The sequence below is a fragment of the Stenotrophomonas sp. STEN147 genome, assembly GCF_056757995.1.
The window spans coordinates 146,350-171,424 of sequence record NZ_JBRRCG010000004.1; the positions used below are offsets into that span (position 1 = coordinate 146,350).

Genomic DNA, 25,075 nt, shown 5'->3' on the forward strand with positions numbered 1-25,075 from the left:
GCTTCATCAGGAGAACGATGGCACGAGCCATTACGGCGACGCGCGGCGGCCCCCCGTCCCTGCAGCCGTGCGTCCGTCCAGGACGTCGCCGGCTGCCCCCCTGGCGGCCGGAAAGGAGCGCACGCTAGCACGTCCTGCGCAGGGTGTGCAGGTTTCACATTGCACAACACGGGGCCAGCACCAAGGGCCCCGCACACCATTTCTCAGTGGTAACCGGCTCCGGCCTGCACTTTGCCGCGGAATACCCGGTAGGACCACGCCGTATAGCCGAGGATGACCGGCAGCAGAATGACCAGCCCGACCAGGGTGAAGCCGAGCGAGGACGCCGGTGCGGCGGCCTGCCACAACGTCATCGAGGGCGGCAGCAGGTACGGCCACATGCCCAGCACCAGGCCCAGGAAGCCGAGAATGAACAGCGCCAGGCTGAGCAGGAACGGCGGCAGGTCGCGGCGTGGATGCGTGGCGCTTCGCCACAACGCAGCGGCCACCGCCAGGGTCAGCAACGGCACGGGTGACAGCCACCAGAAGTTGCCGTCGCTGAACCACCGCGCCATCAGCCGCGAGTCCAGGAACGGCAGCCAGCTGCTGACCAGGCCCATCGCTGCGATCACCGCCACCACCAGCGGCCGTGTCAGCTGCCGCGCCAGCGCCTGCACGCGCCCTTCGGTCTTCAGGATCAGCCAGGTGCTGCCCAGCAATGCGTAACCGGCGACCAGCGCCGCGCCGGTGAGCATCGCAAACGGGCTGAACCAGGCAAACGCACCGCCGTGGTAGACCCCGTCCACCAGGGGCAGCCCCTGCACCAGCGCGCCCAGGATCACACCCTGGGCGAACGTGGCCAGCAGCGAGCCAAGCGCGAACGCCACGCTCCACAGCCGCCGCGAGCGATGCGCCTTGAAACGGAATTCGAAGGCCACGCCGCGGAACACCAGTGCCACCACCAGCAGCAGCACCGGCAGATACAGTGCCGACAACAGCACCGCATAGGCCTTGGGGAACGCCGCCAGCAGGCCAGCACCGCCCAGCACCAGCCAGGTCTCGTTGCCGTCCCAGATGGGCGCAGCCGTGTTCATCATCAGGTCGAGCTGCTCCTCGTCCTCGGCGAACGGCGCAAGGATGCCGATGCCCAGCACGAACCCGTCCAGCACCACGTACATCAGTACGCCGAAGCCGATCACCGCGAACCACGCCACCGGCAGCCAGGTCACCAGGTCCATGTCAGCGCTCCTCCAGCGGTTCGTCGGCGGCGGACAGCGGACGTGCCGGGGTGTGGCTGCCGTGGTCCAGCGAGGGCCCCTGATCGTGGGGCTGCGGGCCATGCCGCAGGATCTTCACCAGGTACCAGATGCCCCAGCCGAAGACGAAGGCGTAACCGACCACATAGACCCCCAGCGACAGCGCGGTCATCCATGCGCTCTGCGGGCCGACCGCATCGGCAGTGCGCAGCACGCCGTAGACCACCCACGGCTGCCGCCCCATCTCGGTGACGAACCAGCCGGAGAGCAGCGCGATGAAGCCGCTCGGCAGCATCCAGTTCCAGCCGCGCAGCAGCCACGGCGAATCCAGCAGCTTCCTCCGCCACAGCTGGAACGCCGACACCCATGCCAGCAGCAGCATCAGCGTGCCCAGTCCGACCATGATGCGGAAGGCGAAGAACACCGGCGTCACCGGAGGCCGTTCGCTGGCCGGTACCGAAGTCAGCGGATCGAAGGTGCCGTCCAGCGAATGGGTCAGGATCACGCTGCCCAGCTTCGGAATGGCGACTTCGAAGTCGTTGCGCTCTTCCTTTTCGTTGGGCAGCGCGAATACCACCAGCGGCACGCCCTCGCCTTCGCCGGATTCATGCCAGTGCGCTTCCACCGCCGCGATCTTCATCGGCTGGTGCTTGAGGGTGTTCAGGCCATGCATGTCGCCGACGAAGATCTGCACCGGCACGGTCAGCGCCGCGAACGCCACGGCCGCGATCAGCATGCGCCGGCCCGCCTCCACATGCGTTCCCCTGCGCAGGTACCACGCACCCACACCGCCGATCACGAAGCAGGTGGTGATGAACGAGCCCAGCGCCATGTGCGCCAGCCGGTACGGGAACGACGGGTTGAACACCACCTGCCACCAGTCCACCGGATGCACGATGCCATTGACCATCTCGTAGCCGGCCGGGGTGTGCAGCCAGCTGTTGGACGACAGGATCCAGAACGTGGAGAACAGCGTGCCCAGCGCCACCATGCAGGTGGACAGGAAATGCAGGCGCGGCGAGACCCGGCCCCAGCCGAACATCATCACGCCCAGGAAGCTGGCTTCCAGGAAGAACGCGGTCAGTACCTCGTAGGTCAGCAGCGGGCCGATGACGGTACCGGCCACCTCGCTCAGCCGTGGCCAGTGGGTGCCGAACTGGAAGGCCATGACGATGCCGCTGACCACGCCCATGCCGAACGATACGGCGAAGATCTTCTGCCAGAAGAAATACAGCTCCCGCCAGACCGGGAGACGGGTACGCAGCCAGCGCCATTCGACGAAGGCCAGCCAACTGGCCGTGCCAATGGTGAAGGCCGGGAACAGCACATGGAAACTGATGACGAATCCGAACTGGATCCGGGACAACAACAACGCGTCCAAGGGACGCCTCCTGCCTGCGACCGGTGGGATACCGGACCACTTTAGGAGGATTTCGTTAAGACGGGATGCGACCGGGTGACGCGCTGCTTCACTCTGTCGCAGGGGAAGCCGCCGGGCATGGCCGCGCCCCATGACCTGCGGGCGCCGATCCGCCGGGCATGGCCCGGCGCTACCTATTGATCCGCCGATCCGACGGGCATGGCCCGGCGCTATCCATTGATCCCCAGGTAGCGCCGGGCCATGCCCGGCGACAGCCTCAATGCCAGAAGTACCAGGCACCGGCCGCCAGCAGCGCACCCACCAGCAGCACCTGCACCACCACATAGCCCACGCCACTGTCGCGCGACTCACTGGCAATACGGGTCTGCAACGCCTCGCTCACGTCCGGGGTCTGTTCCTGCCGTGCCTGTTCACGCAACGCCTGCGCCAGCACGCGCTCGTCGGCATCGCGGGGATCGGTCGGTGGGTTCACAGCAGTTCTCCGGCGGTGGCATGCCGCGTCAGTTCCTGCTTCAGGAGCAGACGCGCGCGGTGCAGGTGGCTTTTGATGGTACCGCGCGCAAGACCGGTCACCTGCTCGATCTCTGCCAGGTCGAAATCCTCCAGGTAGTGCAGGCCGACGATCAGGCGCTGCGGCGGGCTCAACCGCTCCAGCGCCGCACCCAGCTGGCGGCCGGCCTGCAGCGCCTGGCTGAGTTCGGCCGGGCCCGGTCCCTCGTCACCGATGCCCAGATCCTCCGGTACCTCCACCGCCACCATCCACTGCGCTTCCAGGCGCCGGCGACGCAGGTGCTGCAATGCGGTGGTGTAGGCCACCCGTGAGATCCAGGTCCGCAGCGAGGATTCGAAGCGGAACCGGTGCAGTTGCCGGAACACCGCCAGGAAGGTCTCCTGCAGCAGGTCAGCGACCTGATCGCGGTCACCCACCATGCGCCCGATCACATGCGCGCACGTGCGCTGATGGGCCTGCACCAGCTGCGCGAACGCCGGTTGCGAGCCATCGATGATGGCCCGCACCAGCGCCGCATCATCGTCGATGACCGCGGCCGCCGCGGCGTCCTGCCGGCGGCGGCCGCGCAGGGCGGACAGGGCTTCGCCCAGCAGGCTCATGCGCACCGCTCCCCCGGGGCGTGTGGCATGCCGGCGCTCAGCTCTTGCGCACGGCGGGGCGGGTGAAGTGCCAGGCCAGCAGCTGGCCCAGACCAGCACTGCCCACCAGAGCGGCGGCGGCGCCAAAGGTGAGGTCGCGGGCGCCCAGGACTTCCAGCAGGCCCATGGCCAGAGCCAGGCACACCAGGCTGATGCCCCAGCGCAGCGCGCCCTGGCGGCGGCGCTCTTCCTCCAGCACGGCCAGGGAGCGGATCACCTCCTCGGGCACGTGCGGTGCGACCAGCTTGCTGCGCGCGCGCGCATCGGCGATGGCGTGGATGGCGTAGGCGATGCAGATGAAGAGGGTGATCGGGATGAGTTCCTGCATGGTCGTGCTCCTGTGCGGTGAATGATGCGGGTTCAGGAGAATGGATGCGCGATGGGGGGCACCGGTTGCACCGCTTTGCCGATCCCGCTGCCATGACCTGTGGCCCCCTCCTGCGGCGCGAACGGCTGCTACCCTTGCCCGGTTTCCTTTTCTGGTGCCGTCCGCCCATGTCCCGAGTGCTGCCCCTGTCCCTCCTGCTGTCGGCCGTGCTGGCCGCACCGGCCGCCCATGCCGCGCCGACGCCGATCACCATCGAACAGGCCATGGCGGATCCGGACTGGATCGGTCCGCCGGTCGAGAAGGCCTGGTGGTCGTGGAACAGCCAGCAGGTCGAGTACCAGCTCAAGCGCAACGGCAGCCCGGTGCGCGACACCTTCCGCCAGCCCGTGGCCGGTGGTGTTGCGGCCCAGGTGGCTGACGACCAGCGCGGCACCCTGGACGTGGCCGATCCGGTCTACGACCGCACCCGCACCCGCAGCGCCTTCGTCCGCAACGGCGACGTGTTCGTGCGCGACCTGCGCAGCGGCGTGCTCACCCAGCTCACGCGCAGCAACGAGCGTGCCAGCGGGGTCAACTTCGCTGCCGACAACGGCGTGATCTGGCGGGTGGGCCAGAACTGGTTCCACTGGACCGCTGCCGGCGGCGTGCAGCAGGTTGCCAGCCTGAAGGCCGACAAGGACCCCAGCAGCGCGCCCAAGGACGACCTGCTGCGCGACCAGCAGCTGCGTACCCTGGAAACCCTGCGTCGCGACCGCGAGCAGCGCGAGGCATTGAAGGACCAGGACCAGCGCTGGCGCCAGGCCGACCCGACCCGCGCGCCGGGCCCGGTATACCTGGGCGCCGACGTGGAGATCGCCGACAGCGTGCTGTCGCCGGACCTGGGCCACCTGATCGTGGTGACCACGCCGAAGGACTTCGACGAGGGCCGCACCAGCAAGATGCCGCTGTACGTGACCGAATCCGGTTACGAGGAAACCGAGGACACCCGCACCCGCGTCGGTCGCAACGGCAACGAGCCGCACACCCTGTGGTACGTGGACGTGCGCAGCGGCAAGGCGCAGAAGCTGTCGCTGTCCGGCCTGCCGGGCATCGCCACCGACCCGCTGGCCGACCTGCGTCGCAAGGCCGGCAAGGAGGCGCTGAAGGGCGAACGCAGCGTGCAGGTGATGAGCGACTTCATGGGCGGCGGCATGCGCTGGAGCGCCGATGGCCAGCAGGCGGCGGTGATGCTGCGCGCCAACGACAACAAGGACCGCTGGATCGTCAGCATCGGCAGCGACGGCCGCGTGCAGAACCGCCACCGGCTGACCGACAACGCGTGGATCAACTGGGGCTTCAACGATTTCGGCTGGATGGCCGATGGCCGCACGCTGTGGCTGCTGTCCGAGGAATCGGGCTTCTCGCACCTGTACACCCAGGCCGGCACTGCCCGGCCGCAGGCGCTGACCAGCGGCAAGTGGGAGACCTCCGCGCCCGTGCTGTCGGCCGACGGCAAGGGCTTCTACTTCCTGTGCAACCCGCAGGCCCCGCACGATTACGAAGTCTGCGCGGTCGACACCGGCAGCCGTCAGGTCCGCGAGCTGACCAGCCTCAACGGCGTGGAAGACTTCTCGCTGTCGCCGGATGGCCAGCAGCTGCTGGTGCGCTACTCCGGTGCCTACCTGCCACCGCAGCTGGCGGTGCTGCCCAGCGCGGGCGGCCAGGCCCGCGTGCTGACCGATACCCGCAGCGCCGACTTCAAGGCGCGCCAGTGGATCCAGCCGAAGCTGGTGGCGGTACCGTCCAGGCATGGCGCCGGCGTGGTCTGGGCCAAGTACTACGAACCCGAGCACAAGGAACCGGGCAGGAAGTACCCGATCGTGATGTTCGTGCACGGTGCCGGCTACCTGCAGAACGTGCACCAGCGCTACCCGGCCTACTTCCGCGAGCAGATGTTCCACAACCTGCTGGTGCAGAAGGGCTACATCGTGCTGGACATGGACTACCGCGGCAGCGAGGGCTACGGCCGCGACTGGCGCACGGCCGTCTACCGCAACATGGGCCACCCGGAACTGGAAGACTACAAGGACGGCCTGGACTGGCTGGTGGACACCCAGCAGGGCGACCGTGACCACGCCGGCATCTACGGTGGCTCCTACGGCGGCTTCATGACCTTCATGGCGCTGTTCCGCGCACCGGGCACCTTCAAGGCCGGTGCCGCGCTGCGCCCGGTGGTGGACTGGCACAACTACAACCACGCCTATACCAGCAACATCCTCAACACGCCGGACATCGATCCGGAGGCGTACCGTGTGTCCTCGCCGATCGAGTACGCGCAGAACCTGCAGGACAACCTGCTGATCGCGCACGGCATGATGGATGACAACGTGTTCTTCCAGGACTCGGTGAACCTGACCCAGCGCCTGATCGAGCTGCACAAGGACAACTGGTCGATCGCCCCGTACCCGCTGGAACGCCACGGCTACGTCCGCGCCGACTCCTGGCTGGACCAGTACAAGCGCATCCTCAAGCTGTTCGAGCAGAACCTGAAGTGAGCAGTGCCGCGGCCACGATCCACATCGTGGCCGCGGTCATCGTCGACGACCACGGCCGGGCGCTGGTGGTACGCAAGCACGGCGCCGACCGCTTCATCCAGCCCGGAGGCAAGCCCGAACCGGGCGAAACGCCACTGCAGACGCTCGCCCGCGAACTGGACGAGGAGCTGGGTGTGCGCCTGCTCGCCGACCCGATCGTGGCGCTGGGCCATTTCCAGGACTGGGCGGTGAACGAGCCTGGTCATCGCGTACAGGCCGAGGCCTGGTGGGTGCAGGTACAGGGCGCGCCGCAGGCACGCGCGGAAATCGCCGAGCTGGCGTGGGTGCCGCTGCGCCCGCCCCATGGCCTGCGCTTGGCACCCTTGAGCGAACACCATATCCTGCCGGCCGTTGCCACCCGGGTGGCGACCCGCTGAAGACACCACTGCAGCCAAGGACATCGGATGTCGCTTCAACCGCCCCGGCACCGCCCTGCTACGCCGCTCAACCCGGAGGATTTCGTGCGGCCGCTCGGCCTGGCGTCGCTGCTGATCTGCGCAGCGTTCGTGGTGGCCATGGCGATTCAGGCGCTGGTGGTCTGGCAGCTGTCCGGCGGCCCGTTCTGGCGGTGGATGCTGCTGTCGGCCACTGAACAGCAGTTCCCGCCAAGCCTGCTGTGGATACTGCGCAAACCAGTGGACGCTACCCTGTGGCTGATGCTGTCAGCGATCCCCGCCGTGCTTTCCAGCTGGGGATTCGCCCGGCGACGTCGCTGGGGCCTCTGGAGCTACGTGGCATTGCTGTGGCTCTCGGCCCTGGCAAACTTCGCCGTCGCCGGGTGGCTGGACAGCATCCTCGCCGACGTCATCGGGCGTATCGTCGATCCAGACACACTGCGCGAAGCGCGAACCCAGCACATCCTCATGTCGCTGACCTTGTTCGGCGGCGCCTTCGCCCTGCTCGTCGCGCAGGGCTGGCTGGCCTGGCGCCTGCTGCGGCCGGATATCCGCTCCTGCTTCCACTGACCTGCCCTCGCCCTCGGCGTGCGGCAGGCCCTGCGGTAAAGTACGCGTCATGAACGAATTCGAGCGCGTGCGCGCCTACCTGACCGACCTGCAGGACCGCATCTGTGCGGCGATCGAAGCGGCCGACGGCCAGGCCCGCTTCCAGGAAGACCTGTGGCAGCGCGCTGAAGGCGGGGGTGGCCGTACCCGCGTGCTGCGCGACGGCGCGGTGTTAGAACAGGCCGGAATCGGCTTCTCGGATGTCTCCGGCAGCCGCCTGCCGCCGTCGGCCTCGGCCAACCGCCCAGAGCTGGCCGGTGCATCCTGGCGCGCCACCGGCGTATCGCTGGTGTTCCACCCGCTCAACCCCTATGTGCCCACCACCCATGCCAACGTGCGCTTCTTCCAGGCGCAGCGCGACGGCGAAGTGGTGGCCAGCTGGTTCGGGGGTGGTTTCGATCTGACCCCCTTCTATCCCTTCGACGAGGACGTGCGCCATTGGCACCAGGTCGCCCACGACCTGTGCGCGCCGTTTGGTGAAGAGCGCTACAGCGCGCACAAGCGCTGGTGCGACGAGTACTTCTTCCTGCGCCACCGCAACGAAACGCGCGGCATCGGCGGCCTGTTCTTCGACGATCTGCACGGCGATTTCGAACGCGACTTCGACTACCTGCGGGCGGTCGGTGACGGCTTCCTCGACGCCTATCTGCCGATCCTGCAGCAGCGCAAGGACATCGCCCATGGCGAGCGCGAGCGCGAATTCCAGCTGTACCGGCGGGGCCGCTATGTGGAATTCAACCTGGTCTACGACCGCGGCACGCTGTTCGGCCTGCAGAGCGGCGGCCGCAGCGAAAGCATCCTGATGAGCCTGCCGCCGCGGGTGCGCTGGGAATACGGCTTCACCCCCGAGGCGGGCAGTCCGGAAGCCCGGCTGGCCGATTACCTGGTCCCGCGCGACTGGCTCTAGGGCATCTCGCGGGGCGGCGTGGCCGTCCCCGCACGGACGCCGCCGGCCCTACGCGTCCGTGTGCCGGGCGATGATCGTGATGTGGCCGGTGGTTTCCAGCAGCGCCACCTGCACATCATCGATGCGCAGGCAGCCCTGCTGGCGCATGGCGGCATCGAAGTCGGCCCGGCTGATCAGCTCGCGGCGCAGAACATCCCGCAACAGGGTGCCGTCACGGGCAATCACCACCGGTTCCCCCTCGATCAGGCGCTCCAGGCGGCGGTTGCGGGTGGTCACCCAGCCCACGCCGTAGTTGAGCAGGATCAGGGTCGCGGCGAGCAGCAGGCCACCGCCCAGGGACGTGTCCTGGCCCAGCAGCGCGTTCTGCACCGCGTTGCCCAGCAGCACGATCAGCAGCACGTCGAACGGGGTGATCTGCCCCAGCGCGCGCTTGCCGCTGAGGCGCACCAGGCCCAGCACAACGGTGTAGACCACCACCGCGCGCAGGATGAACTCCCACCACGGCATCGCCAGTGCGAACAGATCGTGCATTGCGGGCTCCCCTGCTGGGCGGTGGCCCAGCCTAGCAGCCGGCAGCCTGCCGGCGGCGCAAATAAAAAGCCCCGCTGACCAGGGGGAGGTCAACGGGGCCGGGGAACGGGCACTTGGGGAGGAGTCCCCGTTCCGAGATCTGCTCCAGGGGATGGGAGAGATCCACAACAGGCATTGCGCCTGTCGAGAGCTATAGAACCACTCCGAACACTAACGGTTCGTGAAGGGAGCCAATTTAATGAACCGCAATGGGGCGAGTATTCATGGCTGAGTCAGAAACTGTGGCCAGATGAACAAATTCACGTCGTTTCACGACCGAAAGCGACTCAGTGTGCCTCGTCCCAGTTCTTACCTACGCCGGTGTCGACCACCAAAGGAACGCGCAACTGTGCCGATTGCGACATGCGCTGCACCACATTTTCCCGCAGCTCCTCGACAAACGCAGTCTCGGTTTCGAACACCAGTTCATCGTGCACCTGCAGGATCATCCGCGCCGGGGCCCCGCTGTCGCGCAGCCAGCGGTCAACATCCACCATCGCGCGCTTGATGATGTCGGCAGCGGTGCCCTGCATCGGCGCGTTGATCGCGGCGCGTTCAGCACCGGCACGCAGGCCCTGGTTGCGTGCATGGATATCGTTCAGATACAGGCGGCGGCCGAACAGCGTCTCCACATAGCCCTGGTCACGGGCCTGTTGGCGCATCCGCTCCATGAAGTCACGCACGCCCGGGTAACGGCTGAAGTACAACGCCACATAATCCTGCGCCTGGCCCCGGTCGATGCCGAGGTTGCGGGCCAGGCCGAAGGCGCTCATGCCGTACATCAGGCCGAAATTGATCGCCTTGGCCGCGCGGCGCTCGTTCGGCGTCACCTCGTCCAGGGTGCGGCCGAACACTTCTGCGGCGGTGGCGCGGTGCACGTCGGCGCCCTGCTCGAAGGCGCGCACCAGGCCCGGGTCTTCGGACAGGTGGGCCATGATCCGCAGTTCGATCTGTGAATAGTCGGCGGCCAGCAGCTGGCAGCCTTCCGGTGCGACGAAGGCGCGGCGGATGCGGCGGCCATCTTCGGTGCGGATCGGGATGTTCTGCAGGTTCGGGTCCGAGGAGGACAGGCGGCCGGTGGCAGCGCCGGACTGGTGGTAGCTGGTGTGCACCCTGCCGGTATCCGGGTTGACCATCTCCGGCAGCTTGTCGGTATAGGTGCTGCGCAGCTTGGCCAGGCCACGGTAATCGAGGATCACCCGCGGCAGCTCATGCTGGTCGGCGATCGCCTCCAGCGCCTCTTCATTGGTGCTGGGCTGGCCCTTCGGGGTCTTCACCACCGCCGGCAGCTTCAGCTCGTCGAACAGCACGGCCTGCAGCTGCTTCGGCGAATCCAGGTTGAAACTGCGCCCGGCCAGCTCGGTGGCCTTCTGCTGCGCGGCCAGCATGCGCGAAGACAGGTCCTGGCTCTGCCGGCGCAGCTCGTCGGCATCGATGCGTACACCGTTGGCCTCGATGCTGGCCAGTACCGGCACCAGGGGCATCTCGATGTCGCGGTACACGCTGTCCAGGGCCGGTTCGGCCAGCAGCTGCGGTTGCAGCGCGCGGTGCAGGCGCAGGGTGATGTCGGCGTCCTCGGCCGCATAGCGGCTGGCCTCGTCGATGCCCACCTGCGAGAACGGAATCTGCTTGGCGCCCTTGCCGGCCACGTCCTCGAACTTGATGGTGGTGTAGCCCAGGTAACGCAGGGCCAGCGAATCCATGTCGTGGCGGGTGGCGGTGGAATTGAGCACGAAGCTCTCAAGCATGGTGTCGTCGTGGTAACCCTGCACCTCGATACCGTGGCGCCGCAGCACATGCAGGTCGTACTTGCCGTGCTGGCCCAGCTTCTTCCTTGCCGGGTCCTGCAGTACCGGGCGCAACGCGTCCAGCACCTGCTGCAGCGGCAGCTGCGCCGGTGCGCCGGGGTAGTCATGGCCCACCGGGATGTAGGCCGCCCTGCCCGGCTCGACCGCCAGGCTGACACCGACCAGGCGCGCGCGCATCGCATCCAGCGCGTCGGTCTCGGTATCGAAGCTGATCAGGTCGGCCTGCTGCAGCCGCTCGACCCAGGCCTGCAGCTGTTCGCTGGCAAGCACGGTCTCGTATTCACCTGGCGCGGCCAGTGCCGGATCCAGCGTGCCCTCGGCCGGTGCCTCCGCACTGCCACGGGCGAAGCCGGCCGCCGTGCCACGCAGGCTCGGTGCCGCCTCGCTGGCCACGGCCGGTGCCGGCAGCGGCGCCCCCAGTTCCTTCAGCGCCTGGGTGAAACCGTAGCGCGCGTACAGCTCGGTCAGCGCCGGCACGTCCTGTTCGCGCAGCGCCAGCGTGGTCGGGGTGGCCTCCAGCGCGACGTCGGTGCGGATCGTCACCAGCTCGCGGTTCAGCGGCAGGCGCTCCAGCGCCGCACGCAGGTTTTCGCCGATCTTGCCCTTCATGGTCGGCGCGGCCGCCATCACCCCGTCCAGGTGCTGGTACTCGGCCAGCCACTTGGCGGCGGTTTTCGGCCCGCATTTCTCCACGCCCGGCACGTTGTCGACGCTGTCGCCCATCAGCGCCAGCAGGTCGACGATCTGGTCGGCGCGCACACCGAACTTCTCCATCACCGCCGCGTCCGAATCCATGCGGCTGCCGGTCATGGTGTTGACCAGTTCGATGCCCGGCCGCACCAGCTGGGCGAAGTCCTTGTCGCCGGTGGAAATCGTCACCTTCAGGTCCTGCGCCTGGCCCTGCAGGGCCAGCGTGCCGATCACATCGTCGGCTTCCACGCCCGGAACGCGCAGGATGCTGATGCCCAGCGCTTCGACGATGCGGCACATCGGCTCGACCTGGCTGCGCAGCTCGTCGGGCATCGGGGGACGGTTGGCCTTGTACTGGTCGTACAGGTCATCACGGAAGGTCTTGCCGGGCGCATCGACGACGAACGCGACGTAGGCCGGCCGCTCCTTCAGCGTCGAGCGCAGCATGTTGACCACGCCGAACAGCGCGCCGGTGGGCTCGCCCTGTGCATTGGACAGGGGCGGCAGCGCGTGGAACGCGCGGTACAGGTAACTGGACCCGTCGATCAGGACTAATCTGCTCATGCAGCGATTCTACGCGCCTGTCCCTGCACAGCGGCGACACGGCGCATGCCCGACGATGGGGCATAATCGAATCTCTTTCCAGGCAAAGGACCACCGCCCATGAAGACTCTGATGCTGGCCTCCCTGCTCCTGCTTGCCGGCTGCGCCAGCATGGGTGGCGCCGGGGCGCCCCCGGTCGACGTCAAGGGCGCCGAGGTCTCCAGCCGCACCATGAGCAACGGCGACACCATCGAGGAGTACCGCGTGGCCGGGCAGCTGCGCATGGTCAAGGTGACGCCGTCGCGGGGTGCCCCGTTCTACATGTACGACAAGAACGGCGACGGCCGCATGGACACCGACAAGGACGGCGTCTCGCCGGTGTACTGGAAGCTCTACAGCTGGTGATGTGACAGGGGTCGGATCCGTTTCCGCAAAAAAGGGATCCGACCCCGGCGAGCCCGGCTGCACAAAAGATGACGCCGGCGCGCATCCTGCGGCCGGCGTCGGTGTCCCCTCCCCGGGAACACGTGCCTCAGCGGATGACCAGCACCGGAAGCGTGCTGCGTGCCAGCACTTCGGCGGTCTGGCTGCCCAGCAGTACGCGGGTCACGCCACGACGGCCATGCGAGGTCATCACGATCAGGTCGCTGTTGCGCTCGGCAGCGGTCTCGATGATGCCGTCGGCCGCGTAGCGGTCCAGCACATGCACCGGGTTGGCCTGGATGCCCTGCTCGGCGGCTTTGGCCAGTGCAGGCTGCAGTACCTTCTGCGCGCCTTCCTCGCGATCGGCCTTGTACTCGGGGCTGTTCATGTAGCCCACGCTCCAGCCCATGGCGTCGTACATGCCGACAGCCCACGGCTCGGAAACGGTGACGATGTCGACCTCTGCATTGAGGTCCTTCGCCAGCTCCAGGCCCTTGGCCAGGCCCTTGTCGGCCAGCTCGGACCCGTCGGTGGCGATCAGGATGCGCGTGTACATGGTGGGGCTCCGTGGCAATCCGCCGGATGGGAACGCCACCATTGCACACCCGATGTGCACGTGGCGCTTTGAGCAGGATCAATCCGGCCGGCGCCTGTAGAGCCGAGCCCATGCTCGGCTCCGGACGGATGAGCCGAGCGTGGGCTCGGCTCTACAGGTGGCCCTCTCAGGCGATCTGCACCACGCGTGCGTTCTGGCACAGCGGGTAGCTGGCCACGAACCCGGCGATCGCATCACGCATCGCCTCGAACGACTGGCCGTACATGTACAGCGCGGTCTCGGTCGGGCCCTGCCACCAGCTGCAGATCTCACCCAGGCCATCGATGCGTTCGGACAGCTGTTCGAACACATGGTTGGAATCGCATTGTTCGTAGACCTCGTCCGGCAGGTTCTGGCCATCCAGATAGATGCCCAGGCCTTCGGTGACGCCGAAACCGCGGTCGCCGTCCCCGGCGCCCTGCACCTTCGATCCCTTCGGCGCGCCCAGCTGCTCCAGCAGATCGATCAACTTCGGCACACCCGCCGCGTCATGAAGCGCCACCTCGATGTCGCCGTACTCGACCTCGCCGTCATCGGAGAGGGCGGTCCCGCCGCCGGTGATTTCGCCCACTTCGGCGGCCTGCAGCAACGCATCGAGCGGATCCTCGAACAGCTCGTGGCGATGCTCAGGCTGCAGCCTGGCGTTCAAGGTCACGGTGACATGCAGCGTGGGCTCGGTCATGGGGGCATTCCTGGAAGAGATGCCGCCTATTGTAGAGCCGAGCCCATGCTCGGCTGCTTGTGCCGTGAAAAGCAGCCGGGCATGGGCTCGGCTCTACAGGTATCCCAGCACCCCCCCGACGGTGATCAGATCACCGTCAGGTTGGCGTAGGCCATCACCAGCCACTTGCTGCCGGCGTCGGCGAACTCGACCTGCACGCGGGCGTGGGCGCCGTTGCCTTCGTAATCGGTCACCATGCCTTCGCCGAACTTGGGATGGCTGACCAGCGCGCCGAGCTTGATCGGCGGCAGCTCGATGGCGGCATGCCCCATCACCCGGCTGCTGCCCAGCGACGCGGGGCGCGAGACCTGCACCTTCGGCCGCACTTCATGCAGCAGCCCGCGTGGAATCTCACGCAGGAAGCGCGAAGGCAGGCTGTAGTTGTCCTGGCCATGGATGCGGCGTGATTCGGCGTAACACAGCACCAGCTTCTGCCGCGCCCGGGTGATGCCCACATACGCCAGGCGCCGCTCTTCCTCCAGCCGGCCGCTTTCTTCCAGCGAACGCGCGCTCGGGAACAGGCCATCCTCCATGCCGGCCAGGAACACCAGGGGGAATTCCAGGCCCTTCGCCGAATGCAGGGTCATCAGCTGCACGCCGTCCTCGCCGGCCTGCGCCTGGCCCTCGCCGGCCTCCAGCGCAGCGTAGGCCAGGAACGCCACCAGCTCGTCCATGTCCTCGCCCACTTCCTCGATGTCATCGGCACGCCGCACGAAGCGCGAGGCGACCGAGACCAGTTCGTCGAGGTTGTCGGTGCGCGATTCGGAGTCGAGCGAATTGCGGCTTTCCTTGCTCCAGTGCTCACGCAGCTGCGAGCGCGAGAGCACGTGGTCCACGCGCTCGGCCAGGGTCATGTCCCGGGTCTGCGCCTGCAGTTCGTTGACCAGCACCAGGAAGCCCGCCAGTGCGTTGCGCGCACGCGCGGCCAGCGCATTGCCCTGGGTGACCAGCATGGTGGCTTCCCACAGCGAAATGCCCTGCGCTCGTGCTTCGCGCCGCACTTCGTCGAGAGTGCGTTCACCGATGCCGCGGGTCGGCGTGTTCACCGCGCGCTCGAAGGCGGCATCGTCGTTGCGGTTGGAGAGCAGGCGCAGGTAGGCCAGCGCGTCCTTGATCTCGGCACGTTCGAAGAAGCGCATGCCGCCGTACACGCGGTACGGCACCTGCTCGCTCAGCAGAGCTTCTTCCAGCGCGCGCGACTGGGCATTGCTGCGGTAGAGCACGGCCACTTCGGTGTAGCTGCCACCATCGCGCACCCACTGGCGGGCACGTTCGACGATGTAGCGGGCCTCGTCCATCTCGTTGTACGCCGCGTACAGGTCGATCGGCTCGCCATCACCGCTGTCGGTCCACAGCTGCTTGCCGATGCGATCGGGGTTGTGCGCGATCACCGCGTTGGCAGCACCTAGGATGTTGGCCGTGGAGCGGTAGTTCTGTTCCAGGCGGATGGTCTGCGCGCCCGGGAAATCACGCAGGAAGCCCTGCACGTTCTCCACCTTGGCACCGCGCCAGCCGTAGATGGCCTGGTCGTCGTCGCCGACCACGAACACATGGCCGGACTCCCCGGCCAGCACGCGCACGAAGGCGTACTGGATGGCATTGGTGTCCTGGAACTCGTCCACCAGGATCTCGCGGAAGCGGGCGCGGTAGTGCGCCAGCAGGCCGGGATTGTCACGCAGCAGCTCATGCGCGCGCAGCAGCAGTTCGGCGAAGTCGACCAGGCCGGCACGGTCGCAGCGCGCCTGGTACTCGATGTAGGCCTGGCGCATGGTTTCCAGCCACGCATCGTGCGGCTCGGGCTGGATGTGCTGCGGGCGGCGGCCTTCATCCTTCTGTTCGTTGATCCACCACGCGATCTGCTTGGGCGGATGCTTGCCGTCGTCGATCTCCAGCGCCTGCACCACACGCTTGACCAGCCGCAGCTGGTCGTCCGAATCCATCACCTGGAAGCCTTCGGGCAGCTTTGCGTCCTGCCAGTGCAGGCGCAGCAGGCGGTTGGCCAGGCCGTGGAAGGTACCGATCCACATGCCACGGCTGCCATGCGGCAGCTGTGCGTCGATGCGGTGGCGCATCTCGCCGGCAGCCTTGTTGGTGAAGGTCACCGCGAAGATGCCATGGGTGGGCACGCCTTCGACCTCATGCAGCCAGGCGATGCGGTGGGTAAGTACGCGGGTCTTGCCGGAACCGGCACCGGCCAGCACCAGGTGGTGGCCGGGGGGAGCGGAGACGGCTTCGCGCTGGGCCGGGTTCAGGCCATCAAGCAGGTGGGAGACATCCATGCCCCCATTTTACGGCATCGCCGTCGCGGCTCCTGCGACCACCTGGGTGGCCAGTGCCTGCGCCTGCTGGCGCAGTTCAGGCACCGCCAGGCTTTCCCACAGGCTGCCGATGCGCAGGCTGCCGAGCACGCCCAGCCGTGCCTGCGGCTGGCCACTGGCACTGCGCAGGCGGTCGCCCGGCACCGTGCTGTCCAGGCCCAGCCCGTGCGGCCCGGGACGGGCCAGGCCATCGGCCTGAAGCTGCTGCAGCAACGGATTGCGCAACGCGGTGGCGCGGGTCTCCACACCGGTGGCGTTGATCACACCACCGATCGTCCACTGCTGCGGGTGTCCGGCCGCATCGTGGCCCGACAGCTGCAGCGCATCGCCCTCACGCCAGACCCGATCCAGGCGTGCGCGATGCACGCGCAGCTGACCGCTGGCCTGCAATGCGCGCAACTGTGCATCGACCTCTTCGGCGATGCGATGGCGATGTACATCCCAGTAGCGCACCCCATGGCGCAGGAACCGCCGCTGGTCGGCCTCGTCGAGGCTGCACCACAGCGCCTGCCCATGCGGACGGAGGCGGTCCATCACGCCCTGCCAGGGCAGGCCATCCGCCTCGGCCCGGCGCACCTGCCGGCGCAGCGTGCGCAGGCGCTGCCGCAGCGTCATCGGCAGCAGGGGGGCGGGGTCGAAATCCGGCAGGCCCGCGTGCGCATGCGGCAGCGGCAGCAGGCCATGACGGGAAATCACATGCAGCGGGCCGGTGTGACCGCCCGCGACCAGCGCCAGCACCGTATCAGCCATGCTCAGACCGGAACCGACGATGGCCAGCGCGTGCGCGCCTGCCAACGCGCGCACGCCGTCGTAGTCCCAGGCTTCGACCACGGTGTCGGCAGGCAGTCCATCGGCACCGGCCACCGGCAGCGGACGCATGCTGTTGCCGGTGGCAAGCACCACCTGCGCGGCGTGCCATGTGTGGCCATCGCCCAGCTGCAGCCCATAACCGGAGTCATCCGGGGTGAGGCCCCGCACCGGCTGCGCGATCACCTGCAGCTGCGCCGGGCTGGCCGCAACCGCCTCCTGCAGACGCTGCTGCAGGTACGCGGCGAAATGATGGCGGCCGACATAACGCTCGCCCAGCACCTCGCGCGCCTCGCCCGGATAGGCGTTGGCGGCCATCAGGTAATCGAGGAAGTCACCGGGCTGCTCGGCGAACGCACTCATTTTCGCCGCCGGCACATTCAGCAGGTGTTCCGGCCACGGCGTGGCATAGGCGATGCCCTGGGCCAGCTGCGAGGCGGGTTCGAAGATGGCCAGCGCCAGTGGCGACCGGGCCTGGCGCAGCACCTGGATCGCCACCAGCACCCCGGCCGCACCACCACCGATGATCGCCAGGTCCAGTTCGCCATTACACGGTGAATCAGTCATGTGCCGATTGTAGGCCATCGGCCATGACGGGCCGGAGTGCCGCCGCGTGCACAATGATCGAGACCGCTCGAGCTCCGGCGCACCGGCTCACATCAACGCATCGGCCAGGCGTGCGATGCCTTCGCGGCTGCGGCGCCAGGCAGGACGCTTGCGCCACTGCTGCAGATCGAGCTGGCGCGACTGGCGCAGGTAATCGTCTTCAATGGCGCACAGCTGCGTCACCAGCGCGCGGTCGTAGCAGACCAGGCCGATCTCGGCATTCAGCGCGAACGAGCGGATATCCATGTTGATCGAGCCAAGCACCGCGATGTCTTCATCCACGCTCATGTGCTTGGCGTGCAGGAACTGCGGCTCGTACAGGGCAATGCGCACGCCACAGCGCAGCAGCTCGTCGTAGTAGGCCTCCTGCGCCCAGGCGGTCAGCCGCTGGTTGTTGCTGGCCGACAGGATCAGCTGCACCTGCACCCCGGACAGCGCGGCGATGCGCAGCGCGCTCAGGGTTGCTTCGTCCGGCACGAAGTACGGGGTGACCATCACCAGCCGCCGGCGGGCCAGATGGATCAGCGCGGCGACGGCATCACGCGCGTTGCTGTACGGATAGGCCGGCCCGCTGGGCAGCAGCTGGGTGGCAACATCGTCGCTGCACTCGGGTACGTCGGCAATGACGTCCAGGCGCTGGCCGGTCTCGATGTACCAGTCGCTGGCGAACACCGCTTCCAGGTGTGCCACCGCCGGGCCGCGCACACGCGCCACCAGCTCGCGGTTGGGATGGCCTGGCACGAACTCCGGCCGTGCCAGGTTCTGCGAACCGATGTAGCCCACTTCGTTGTCGATCACCGCGATCTTGCGATGGTTGCGCAGGTCCATGCGGCCGCTGCGGCGCCAGCGCAGCCCGCCGGGCAGCATCGCCCGCACTTCGATATCGCGCGCCTGCAGGCGCTTGCGGTAGGCGCGCAGGCCACGCTTGGCGCCCACCGCGTCCAGCAGCACCCTGCACTGCACGCCACGGGCGGCGGCACGCTGCAGCGCCTCGACGATGGCCTCGCCCACCGAATCGTCGAACATCAGGTAGTACAGCAGGTGCACGCGGTCTTCGGCCTGGTCGATGTCGGCGATGAGCGTGTGCAGCGATTCGTCGTAATCGGTGAGCAGATCGACGGCGTTGCCGTGCACCGGCATGAAATCGCCCTGGCGCTGCACCAGCGGCACGATTTCCGCACTGGCCGTATCCGGTTCCGGCTTCCAGCGCAGGCGGCGCTGCAGTGCCTGCTCTTCGCGGATGACCTGCGAGGCCTCGGCCTGGCGGCGGATGCGCTCGCGCGACAGCCACGGGTGGCCGAACAGCAGATACAACGGCAGGCCCAGCAGCGGCACGAAACCGACCAGCAGCAGCCAGCTGCGGGCCGCGCCCGGCGTGGTGCGGGTCGGAATCCAGCACAGCGCGACCAGCCGGATCAGCCAGTCGATCAGCAGCAGATACGATCCCAGCAACCACTCAACCAGCATCGCGTCGTCCGTCGGCAGGTGATGGGCCATTCTGCCCAGCGGGGTGTGTAGAGTCGAGCTTGCTCGACTGCCTCAGCGCAGCCGGGCACGGGCTCGGCTCTACAAGGGAGGGCGGCCCTCAATGCCGCACCGGCACCTCGCACAGCTGGCGCACCGATTCGGCGTGGCGGCGGCCGTTGAGCGCCATGCAGGCAATGGCCTGCGCCGCCCGCTCCAGCTGCGCCTCCGGCAGCGTCGGCGGTGCGCCGTTGGCCAGTGCCAGGTGGTGGTCGCACAGCAGCAGCGCCATGCCCTCGATGCCTTCCAGCATGCGCTGCAGGCGCAGCCAGCCCAGTCCCAGGTCCTGCCGGTGTGATGGGGTGTTCATGCAGCCTCCTTCAACGGATCTGGCCACCGGTGAAGGTGGCGGACGATGCGTGGTTGCAATACCGGGGAACAAGCAACGGGAACAAACCGGCGGGCACACGGCCCCCACGCACCGCCCGCCAGAAGGCAGAGCGGGTCGCCAGCCGCTGCAAAAGCAGAGGCAGCGGCTGGCGAATTTACCGTTACTCGATTCCTCGGGATTGCAAGCCCGGCCGCTGCATCTGCAGCGGCTCGCCATCATGGACACAGCGAAGCCAGTGATTCCAATTGATTTGGATCGCGCGAAGTGCCGGAACCGGTAGGAAGAATCACTTATCGCATTCGGCCCATGATTCCGCGCACTGCGCCATAGGCGACAGCCTGCGCAGGGAGTACGGCAGGGCCGGACCAAGGGCCGGCACCCACCAGACCAGACGACAGGCATGAAAAAACCCGCCACAAGGGCGGGTTTCTTCGCGGGGACCAGCAATCCTTGCGGATTACTTGATCTTGCCTTCCTTGTACAGGACGTGCTTGCGCACGACCGGATCGTACTTCAGGAATTCCATCTTCCCCGGGGTGTTCTTCTTGTTCTTGTCCGTGGTGTAGAAGTGGCCGGTACCGGCCGAGGAAATCATACGGACCTTATCGCGCTTGCCTGCCATGATGCTTTACTCCTCAGACCTTTTCGCCGCGCGCACGCAGCTCAGCCAGAACGGAATCGATGCCGTTCTTGTCGATGGTGCGCAGTGCATGCGCGGAAACACGAAGCTTGACCCAGCGGTTCTCGCTGGCCACCCAGAAACGGCGCTCGTGCAGATTCGGCAGGAAACGACGACGGGTCTTGTTGTTGGCGTGCGAGACGTTGTTACCCGTCTGCACTCGCTTGCCGGAAACCTGGCATACGCGGGACATTGCGCACCTCGATAGTAGTTGTTGTCAGCCCGTAGCCCGGGAGACGGCGGCCTCGGTGGTTGCCCACCACACGTCAAGAGAATCAAAGGGTTACGCTGGCGTTGGGCGGCCGGGGACGTGCTCCCGGGGGCGCCGCCCGGCACGAAACCGGACACAGCGAGCCGCGCATTATGCATGCAATCAAGGCCTTGCGCAAGTTACCCACAGGAGCGGCCGGCGTGGGCTCGGCCCTGCGGGTCCATCACCCCAGCGCTTCCACCACCCAGTCGATGAATACCCGCAGGCGCTGGCTCATGTGCCGGTTCGGCGCAAACATGATGTGCATCGGCATCGACGGCAGCTGCCAGGCCTGCAGCAGCGGCAGCAGTTCACCGCGTGCCACGTGCGGCTCGGCCATGTAGCTGGGCAGGGCGACCACGCCCAGCCCGGCCAGGCCGGCGGCGAGGTAGGCATTGCCGTCATCGAAGCCGACCGAATGGCGGCCCTGCACCTGGACGGTCTCATCGCCGCGCCGCGCGGCGAAGACCCGCGCCCGCCCGCTGCGTGGGCTGAGCAGCCCAACCATGTGGTGCTGCGGTCCCTCCAGCGCGCGCGGATGCTCCGGCAGACCAAAGCGCTGCACGTAGTCCGGGCTGGCGTGGAAGCCGATCGGCAGCTCGCCCAGCGGCCGTGCCACCAGGGCCGGGTCGGCCGGGGTGCCGCCACGGATCACGCAGTCGACGTTGTCGGCGATGACGTCGACCTCGCGGTCGCTGACGCCGATGTCCAGCTGGATCTCGGGGTAGCGCGCCTGGAAGTCCGGCAGTGCCGGCACCAGCCGCAGCCGCGCATAGGGCCCGGGCACGTCGATGCGCAGGCGGCCGCGCGGCTGCACGGCGGCATCGCCCAGGCCACCCTCGACCTCTTCCAGCTCGGCCAGCAGGCGGGCAATGCGGGGGTAGTAGGCCGCACCATCGGCGGTGACGCTGACCCGCCGCGTGGTGCGGTTGAGCAGGCGCAGACGCAGGTGCGCTTCCAGCTGCTGCACCAGCTGGGTCACCGTGGTGCGACTGATCTGCAGGGTCGTCGCGGCACGGGTGAAGCTGCCGGTCTCCACCACACGGGCAAAGGCGCGCATGGCCTCGAAGCGGTCCATCGGCGATCCGATTGTTTGGGTTATGCGATCAATCTAGTCCGATCATCGCCGTATATCCAGACAACAATCGCGGGCAGGATGGCGGTTCTTTCCATCAGGCCCTTCCCATGTCACACCGCGATGTCGTTTTCCCCGTTGGCCGCCAGGCCCTGTATGACCGCAACCGCTACTCTCCGGCGATCCGGTCCAATGGCTTTCTGTTCGTCTCCGGGCAGGTCGGCAGCCGCGAGGATGGCTCGCCCGAACCGGACTTCGATGCGCAGGTCCGCCGCGCCTTCGACAATCTCAATGCCGTGCTGGCCGCCGCAGGCTGTACGTTCGATGACGTGATCGACGTGACCGTGTTCCTGGTCGATCCGGAGAAGAACTTCGAGAAGGCCTGGGCGATCGTGCCCGAGTACTGGGGAGAGGCGCCCCACCCCACCCTGACCGGTATCGGCGTGACCTGGCTGTACGGCTTCCAGTTCGAGATCAAGGTGATCGCGAAACTGCCTGCAGACCGGTAGTGCCGACCAAGGTCGGCACCCACCAAGGCAGGAGGTCGGCACCCACTTGGGCAGGAGATGGGTGCACCGACCAGGGCAGGAGGTCGGCACTCATCAGAGCACGTGCGCGGCCCAGCTGAACGGGAGATTCCGACGAATTCCCGAAGTGGCCATTGATATTGTATCCGGCGAAAACCGCTTGCTAGCCTCCCCTCCATGCGCCGGATCGCCCGCCACCTACGCTCGTACCTGCTGATGCTGCTGATGGCGGCATTCGTGGTCGTGCCGGTGGCCGACGCGCTGGCGTGCGCGGTGGAACCGCATGCCAGCGTGGCGCATGTGGAGCCGGCGGCCGATGACACCGCAGGCGACAGTGACAGCAAGCACACCGGTGCCTGCACGCATAACCACTGCCACCATTCCACCTCCAGCCTGCCGGCGAACACCTTCGCCGCCTTCGATGCGCCGCTGCCGGCGCGCTGGATGACGGCCGGCGATGCGACGGCCTACGCCGTCGCCCAGGATGAACTGACGCGTCCCCCCCGGGCGTGAGCTGAGCGCGTCCCGCTGCTGCGGGCTCCCGTTTCACTCACAACCGGAATCCCCCTATGTCGATCCTGACACCACGGTCGCCGCGTGCGGCCGGGCTGGTCGTCGCCGTGTTGCTGGGCCTGGCCCCGGCGGCATCGGTGATGGCGCAAGCTGCTCCTTCCTACGACACCCTGCTTGAACGACTGGACCAGCTGCCCGGCGCCCGTGTGGGCTCGGCGCTGGCCGAGGCTGCCGACGCCCGTGCCGACCAGGCCCGTGCGCTGCCCAATCCTTCCCTTTCCTGGTCGGCCGAGAACGCGTGGGGCACCGGCTCCTACAGCGGCATGGGCAAGGCCGACAGTGTGCTCAGCCTGTCCCAGCCGCTGGAGGTCTGGGGCCAGCGCGGCGCGCGCGTACGTGCCGCCCGTGCCGAGGCCCAGGCCGCCAATCTGCGTGGCGCGCAAAGCCGCAGTGATGTTGCCGGCCAGCTGGCCGCGGCCTACGCACAGGCAGAGAGCGCATTGCGCCGTTATGCCCTGGCCGAAGAAGCGCTGGCCCTGACCCGCGACGATGCCAACGCCGTCAATGCCATGGTCAGGCAAGGGCGGGAACCGCAACTGCGTGCAGTGCAGGCGCAGAGCGAGGTGGCCAATGCCAGCGCCGCGCTGGACGAGGCGCAGGCCTTCCGCGACGCCGCGCTGGCGCGCCTGGCCGGCGCCGCGCTGCTGGACTCGCCGGTGCAGTCGATCGACAGCAGCCTGCTCGACCGCGCACCTCCGCTGCCACGCGGCGCCACCGATGCCGCACTCGCGGTGCGTATCGCCGAAGCCGAAGCCGATGCGGCCGGCCGGCTGGTGGACGTCGAGCGCAAGCGGGCGCTGCCTGACCTGAGCCTGACCGCCGGACAGACCCGCTTCCGCGAAGGCGGCGAACGCGCTTACACGCTCGGCGTCAGCCTGACCGTGCCGTTGTTCGACCGCAACCGGGGCGGCATCCGTGCCGCCAGTGCCGACCAGCGCGCGGCCGAAGCCCGCCTGGACCAGCAACGCCGCGACAGCGAGGCCGGACGGCTGTCGGCCATTGCCGGGCTGAAGGCCGCCAGCAGCCGCACCCGCGCCGCCGATGAAAGCGTGGTGGCGGCCGAGGAAGCCTATCGGCTGGCCCGCGTCGGCTTCGATGCCGGACGCATCTCGCAGCTGGAACTGCGCAGCACGCGCAGCGCGCTCATTGCCGCCCGCGGCACCGCGGTGGATGCACGCCTGTCGCGCGTCGCCGCGGAAATCGATCTTGCCCGCCTCGAGGGGCGCGCACCCTTTATGGAGGCCCCATGACACTGTCCCGTTCCTTTCCCCTGCTTGGCGGCGTCGTGCTGGCCGTTCTCCTCGCCGGCTGCGCCGGCAACGCGCAGACACCGGAAACAGCCGATGCCACTGCAGCCAAAGCCGGCAGCGATGACGGCCACGGCCACGCAGCCGACAGCCCGGACGCCAAGGCCGAGGCGACCAAGGCACCGGCCGACGCCGACGAAGGCGTGGTGCAGCTGACGCCGGAACAGATCGAGGCGTCCGGTATCGAAGTGGTGGCTGTCGGACGCGGTGGTGGCGGCTCCACCCGCCTGTCGGGCCGTGTCGAACCGTCGGTGGGCGCACGTGCCTCGGTGGCGTCCACCGTGAGCGGTCGCGTCGAACGCGTGCTGGTGGCACCAGGCACAGCGGTGAAGCAGAACCAGGCCCTGGCGATCGTGGTCAGCGGCGAAGCCGCCGTGTTCCGCGCCAACGCTCTGGCCGCATCAGCCGAAGCCGAGGCGGCACGCCTGGCCTACGGCCGCGACAAGGCGCTGGTCGAACAGGGCGTGGTCGCCCGCCAGGAGCTGGAAGCATCGCGCGCCCGTTCGCTGGCCGCACAGGCGCAGGCGACTGCCGCACAGGCGCAGGCCGCGGCCAACGGTGCGCCCGATGCCAGTGGCCGCGTGCGCATCACCAGCCCGGTGAGCGGCATCGTCGGCAGCGTCCAGGTCACTCCAGGTGGCGTGGTCGCCGCAGGCAGCGCGGTGGCCGATGTCGCCGATCCGGCGATGAACGAACTGGTGTTCACCGCACCGCCTGCGCTGGCCGCGCAGGTCACCCCGGGCATGACACTGGAGGTCACGGTGCCGGGCGGCAGCTTCACCGCCACGGTCACCGGTTCTGCGGCTGACGTGCGCCAGCAGGGCGGCGTGGCGGTCATCCGCGCGACGCCGGTGGAGGCGGCCTTGCCGCCGGCCGGTTCGCCGGTCTCGGCCAGGGTGGTCACCGAAGGCCGGGACGGTGCACTGAGCGTGCCAGCCGATGCCGTGCAGAACGTCGACGGCAGCAGCGCCGTGTTCGTCGCCGTGGAAGGCGGTTTCAAGGCACAGCCGGTGCTGGCCGGCCGTCGTGCCGGTGATCGCATCGAGATCCTCGGTGGACTGAGCGGCAACGAGCGCATCGTCGGCACCAATGCCTTCCTGCTCAAGGCCGAACTGGCCAAGGGCGAAGCCGAGCACGGCCACTGAGGAGGC

At 67.9% G+C, this 25,075-nt stretch carries 25 protein-coding genes; 9 read left to right on the top strand and 16 right to left on the bottom strand.

The window, feature by feature from the left end; genetic code table 11:
• Positions 1-203: 203 nt before the first annotated feature.
• The 5 genes from cydB to ACVOKU_RS06900 all read right to left on the bottom strand — a co-directional run bounded on the left by cydB (position 204) and on the right by ACVOKU_RS06900 (position 4,093).
• Positions 204-1,217, bottom strand: coding sequence for a cytochrome d ubiquinol oxidase subunit II (gene cydB, locus ACVOKU_RS06880; protein WP_065174269.1), 1,014 nt, complete (start codon positions 1,215-1,217; stop codon positions 204-206).
• Between the two features lies 1 nt (position 1,218).
• Positions 1,219-2,616 (bottom strand): cytochrome ubiquinol oxidase subunit I, encoded by a 1,398-nt coding sequence (locus ACVOKU_RS06885; RefSeq protein ID WP_053518068.1) that lies wholly within the window; start codon positions 2,614-2,616, stop codon positions 1,219-1,221.
• Between the two features lie 256 nt (positions 2,617-2,872).
• Positions 2,873-3,088, bottom strand: a complete 216-nt coding sequence (locus ACVOKU_RS06890; RefSeq protein WP_481559475.1) for a hypothetical protein — start codon at positions 3,086-3,088, stop codon at positions 2,873-2,875.
• Positions 3,085-3,726: an RNA polymerase sigma factor gene (locus ACVOKU_RS06895; RefSeq protein WP_312555639.1), complete on the bottom strand. Its 642-nt coding sequence runs from the start codon at positions 3,724-3,726 to the stop codon at positions 3,085-3,087. Before ACVOKU_RS06895 ends, ACVOKU_RS06890 begins: the two co-directional genes overlap by 4 nt.
• A gap of 37 nt (positions 3,727-3,763) precedes the next feature.
• Positions 3,764-4,093, bottom strand: coding sequence for a hypothetical protein (locus ACVOKU_RS06900; protein WP_053519923.1), 330 nt, complete (start codon positions 4,091-4,093; stop codon positions 3,764-3,766).
• 167 nt (positions 4,094-4,260) lie between these two features.
• Between ACVOKU_RS06900 and ACVOKU_RS06905 the strand changes: the two genes are divergently transcribed.
• From ACVOKU_RS06905 to hemF, 4 genes are read left to right on the top strand one after another with little or no spacing between them, the layout of a single operon-like run.
• Positions 4,261-6,627 carry a S9 family peptidase gene (locus ACVOKU_RS06905; RefSeq protein WP_481559476.1) on the top strand — a complete coding sequence of 789 codons (2,367 nt, stop codon included), beginning with the start codon at positions 4,261-4,263 and terminating at the stop codon, positions 6,625-6,627.
• Entirely contained in the window at positions 6,624-7,043 is a 420-nt protein-coding gene (locus ACVOKU_RS06910) for an NUDIX hydrolase (protein ID WP_481559477.1), read from the top strand. Before ACVOKU_RS06905 ends, ACVOKU_RS06910 begins: the two co-directional genes overlap by 4 nt.
• A 27-nt stretch (positions 7,044-7,070) precedes the next feature.
• Complete coding sequence (locus ACVOKU_RS06915; RefSeq protein ID WP_180876463.1) at positions 7,071-7,631, top strand: hypothetical protein; 561 nt, start codon at positions 7,071-7,073, stop codon at positions 7,629-7,631.
• 49 nt (positions 7,632-7,680) lie between these two features.
• Positions 7,681-8,577, top strand: coding sequence for an oxygen-dependent coproporphyrinogen oxidase (gene hemF, locus ACVOKU_RS06920; protein WP_481559478.1), 897 nt, complete (start codon positions 7,681-7,683; stop codon positions 8,575-8,577).
• Between the two features lie 48 nt (positions 8,578-8,625).
• On the opposite strand, the gene ACVOKU_RS06925 is transcribed toward hemF, so the two are convergent.
• Both ACVOKU_RS06925 and polA read right to left on the bottom strand, forming a co-directional pair.
• Positions 8,626-9,108, bottom strand: coding sequence for a DUF421 domain-containing protein (locus ACVOKU_RS06925; protein ID WP_053519928.1), 483 nt, complete (start codon positions 9,106-9,108; stop codon positions 8,626-8,628).
• 326 nt (positions 9,109-9,434) lie between these two features.
• On the bottom strand, positions 9,435-12,209 hold the full coding sequence (polA, locus tag ACVOKU_RS06930; protein ID WP_481559479.1) for a DNA polymerase I: 2,775 nt from the start codon (positions 12,207-12,209) through the stop codon (positions 9,435-9,437).
• Between the two features lie 99 nt (positions 12,210-12,308).
• On the opposite strand from polA, the gene ACVOKU_RS06935 reads away from it, so the two are divergent.
• Positions 12,309-12,593 carry a DUF2782 domain-containing protein gene (locus ACVOKU_RS06935; RefSeq protein WP_053519930.1) on the top strand — a complete coding sequence of 95 codons (285 nt, stop codon included), beginning with the start codon at positions 12,309-12,311 and terminating at the stop codon, positions 12,591-12,593.
• A gap of 127 nt (positions 12,594-12,720) precedes the next feature.
• On the opposite strand, the gene ACVOKU_RS06940 is transcribed toward ACVOKU_RS06935, so the two are convergent.
• From ACVOKU_RS06940 to ACVOKU_RS06980, 9 genes are all read right to left on the bottom strand, one after another.
• A complete protein-coding gene (locus ACVOKU_RS06940) occupies positions 12,721-13,167 on the bottom strand; it encodes a universal stress protein (RefSeq protein ID WP_049433086.1) in 447 nt (148 codons plus the stop codon).
• A 166-nt stretch (positions 13,168-13,333) separates the two neighbouring features.
• Positions 13,334-13,888 carry a hypothetical protein gene (locus ACVOKU_RS06945; protein ID WP_049433087.1) on the bottom strand — a complete coding sequence of 185 codons (555 nt, stop codon included), beginning with the start codon at positions 13,886-13,888 and terminating at the stop codon, positions 13,334-13,336.
• A 125-nt stretch (positions 13,889-14,013) separates the two neighbouring features.
• Entirely contained in the window at positions 14,014-16,206 is a 2,193-nt protein-coding gene (gene uvrD, locus ACVOKU_RS06950; RefSeq protein WP_053519932.1) for a DNA helicase II, read from the bottom strand.
• A gap of 9 nt (positions 16,207-16,215) precedes the next feature.
• Entirely contained in the window at positions 16,216-17,637 is a 1,422-nt protein-coding gene (locus ACVOKU_RS06955; protein WP_481559480.1) for an FAD/NAD(P)-binding protein, read from the bottom strand.
• 69 nt (positions 17,638-17,706) lie between these two features.
• Positions 17,707-19,125 (bottom strand): cardiolipin synthase, encoded by a 1,419-nt coding sequence (gene cls / locus ACVOKU_RS06960; protein WP_197600287.1) that lies wholly within the window; start codon positions 19,123-19,125, stop codon positions 17,707-17,709.
• A 118-nt stretch (positions 19,126-19,243) separates the two neighbouring features.
• Complete coding sequence (locus ACVOKU_RS06965; RefSeq protein WP_481559481.1) at positions 19,244-19,492, bottom strand: hypothetical protein; 249 nt, start codon at positions 19,490-19,492, stop codon at positions 19,244-19,246.
• A gap of 478 nt (positions 19,493-19,970) precedes the next feature.
• Positions 19,971-20,138, bottom strand: coding sequence for a 50S ribosomal protein L33 (gene rpmG, locus ACVOKU_RS06970; protein WP_169411268.1), 168 nt, complete (start codon positions 20,136-20,138; stop codon positions 19,971-19,973).
• A 10-nt stretch (positions 20,139-20,148) separates the two neighbouring features.
• On the bottom strand, positions 20,149-20,385 hold the full coding sequence (gene rpmB / locus ACVOKU_RS06975) for a 50S ribosomal protein L28 (RefSeq protein WP_005411638.1): 237 nt from the start codon (positions 20,383-20,385) through the stop codon (positions 20,149-20,151).
• 241 nt (positions 20,386-20,626) lie between these two features.
• Positions 20,627-21,520 carry a LysR family transcriptional regulator gene (locus ACVOKU_RS06980; protein WP_065181416.1) on the bottom strand — a complete coding sequence of 298 codons (894 nt, stop codon included), beginning with the start codon at positions 21,518-21,520 and terminating at the stop codon, positions 20,627-20,629.
• A gap of 107 nt (positions 21,521-21,627) precedes the next feature.
• Between ACVOKU_RS06980 and ACVOKU_RS06985 the strand changes: the two genes are divergently transcribed.
• From ACVOKU_RS06985 to ACVOKU_RS07000, 4 genes are all read left to right on the top strand, one after another.
• The gene (locus ACVOKU_RS06985) at positions 21,628-22,026 is read left to right on the top strand and encodes a RidA family protein (protein WP_481559482.1); all 399 of its coding nucleotides are present in this window, start codon (positions 21,628-21,630) and stop codon (positions 22,024-22,026) included.
• 195 nt (positions 22,027-22,221) lie between these two features.
• Positions 22,222-22,557 (top strand): hypothetical protein, encoded by a 336-nt coding sequence (locus tag ACVOKU_RS06990; protein WP_065174260.1) that lies wholly within the window; start codon positions 22,222-22,224, stop codon positions 22,555-22,557.
• A gap of 56 nt (positions 22,558-22,613) precedes the next feature.
• A complete protein-coding gene (locus ACVOKU_RS06995; protein ID WP_481559483.1) occupies positions 22,614-23,867 on the top strand; it encodes a TolC family protein in 1,254 nt (417 codons plus the stop codon).
• Positions 23,864-25,069: an efflux RND transporter periplasmic adaptor subunit gene (locus ACVOKU_RS07000; protein ID WP_481559484.1), complete on the top strand. Its 1,206-nt coding sequence runs from the start codon at positions 23,864-23,866 to the stop codon at positions 25,067-25,069. The genes ACVOKU_RS06995 and ACVOKU_RS07000 overlap by 4 nt, the downstream gene beginning before the upstream one ends.
• Positions 25,070-25,075: the final 6 nt, after the last annotated feature.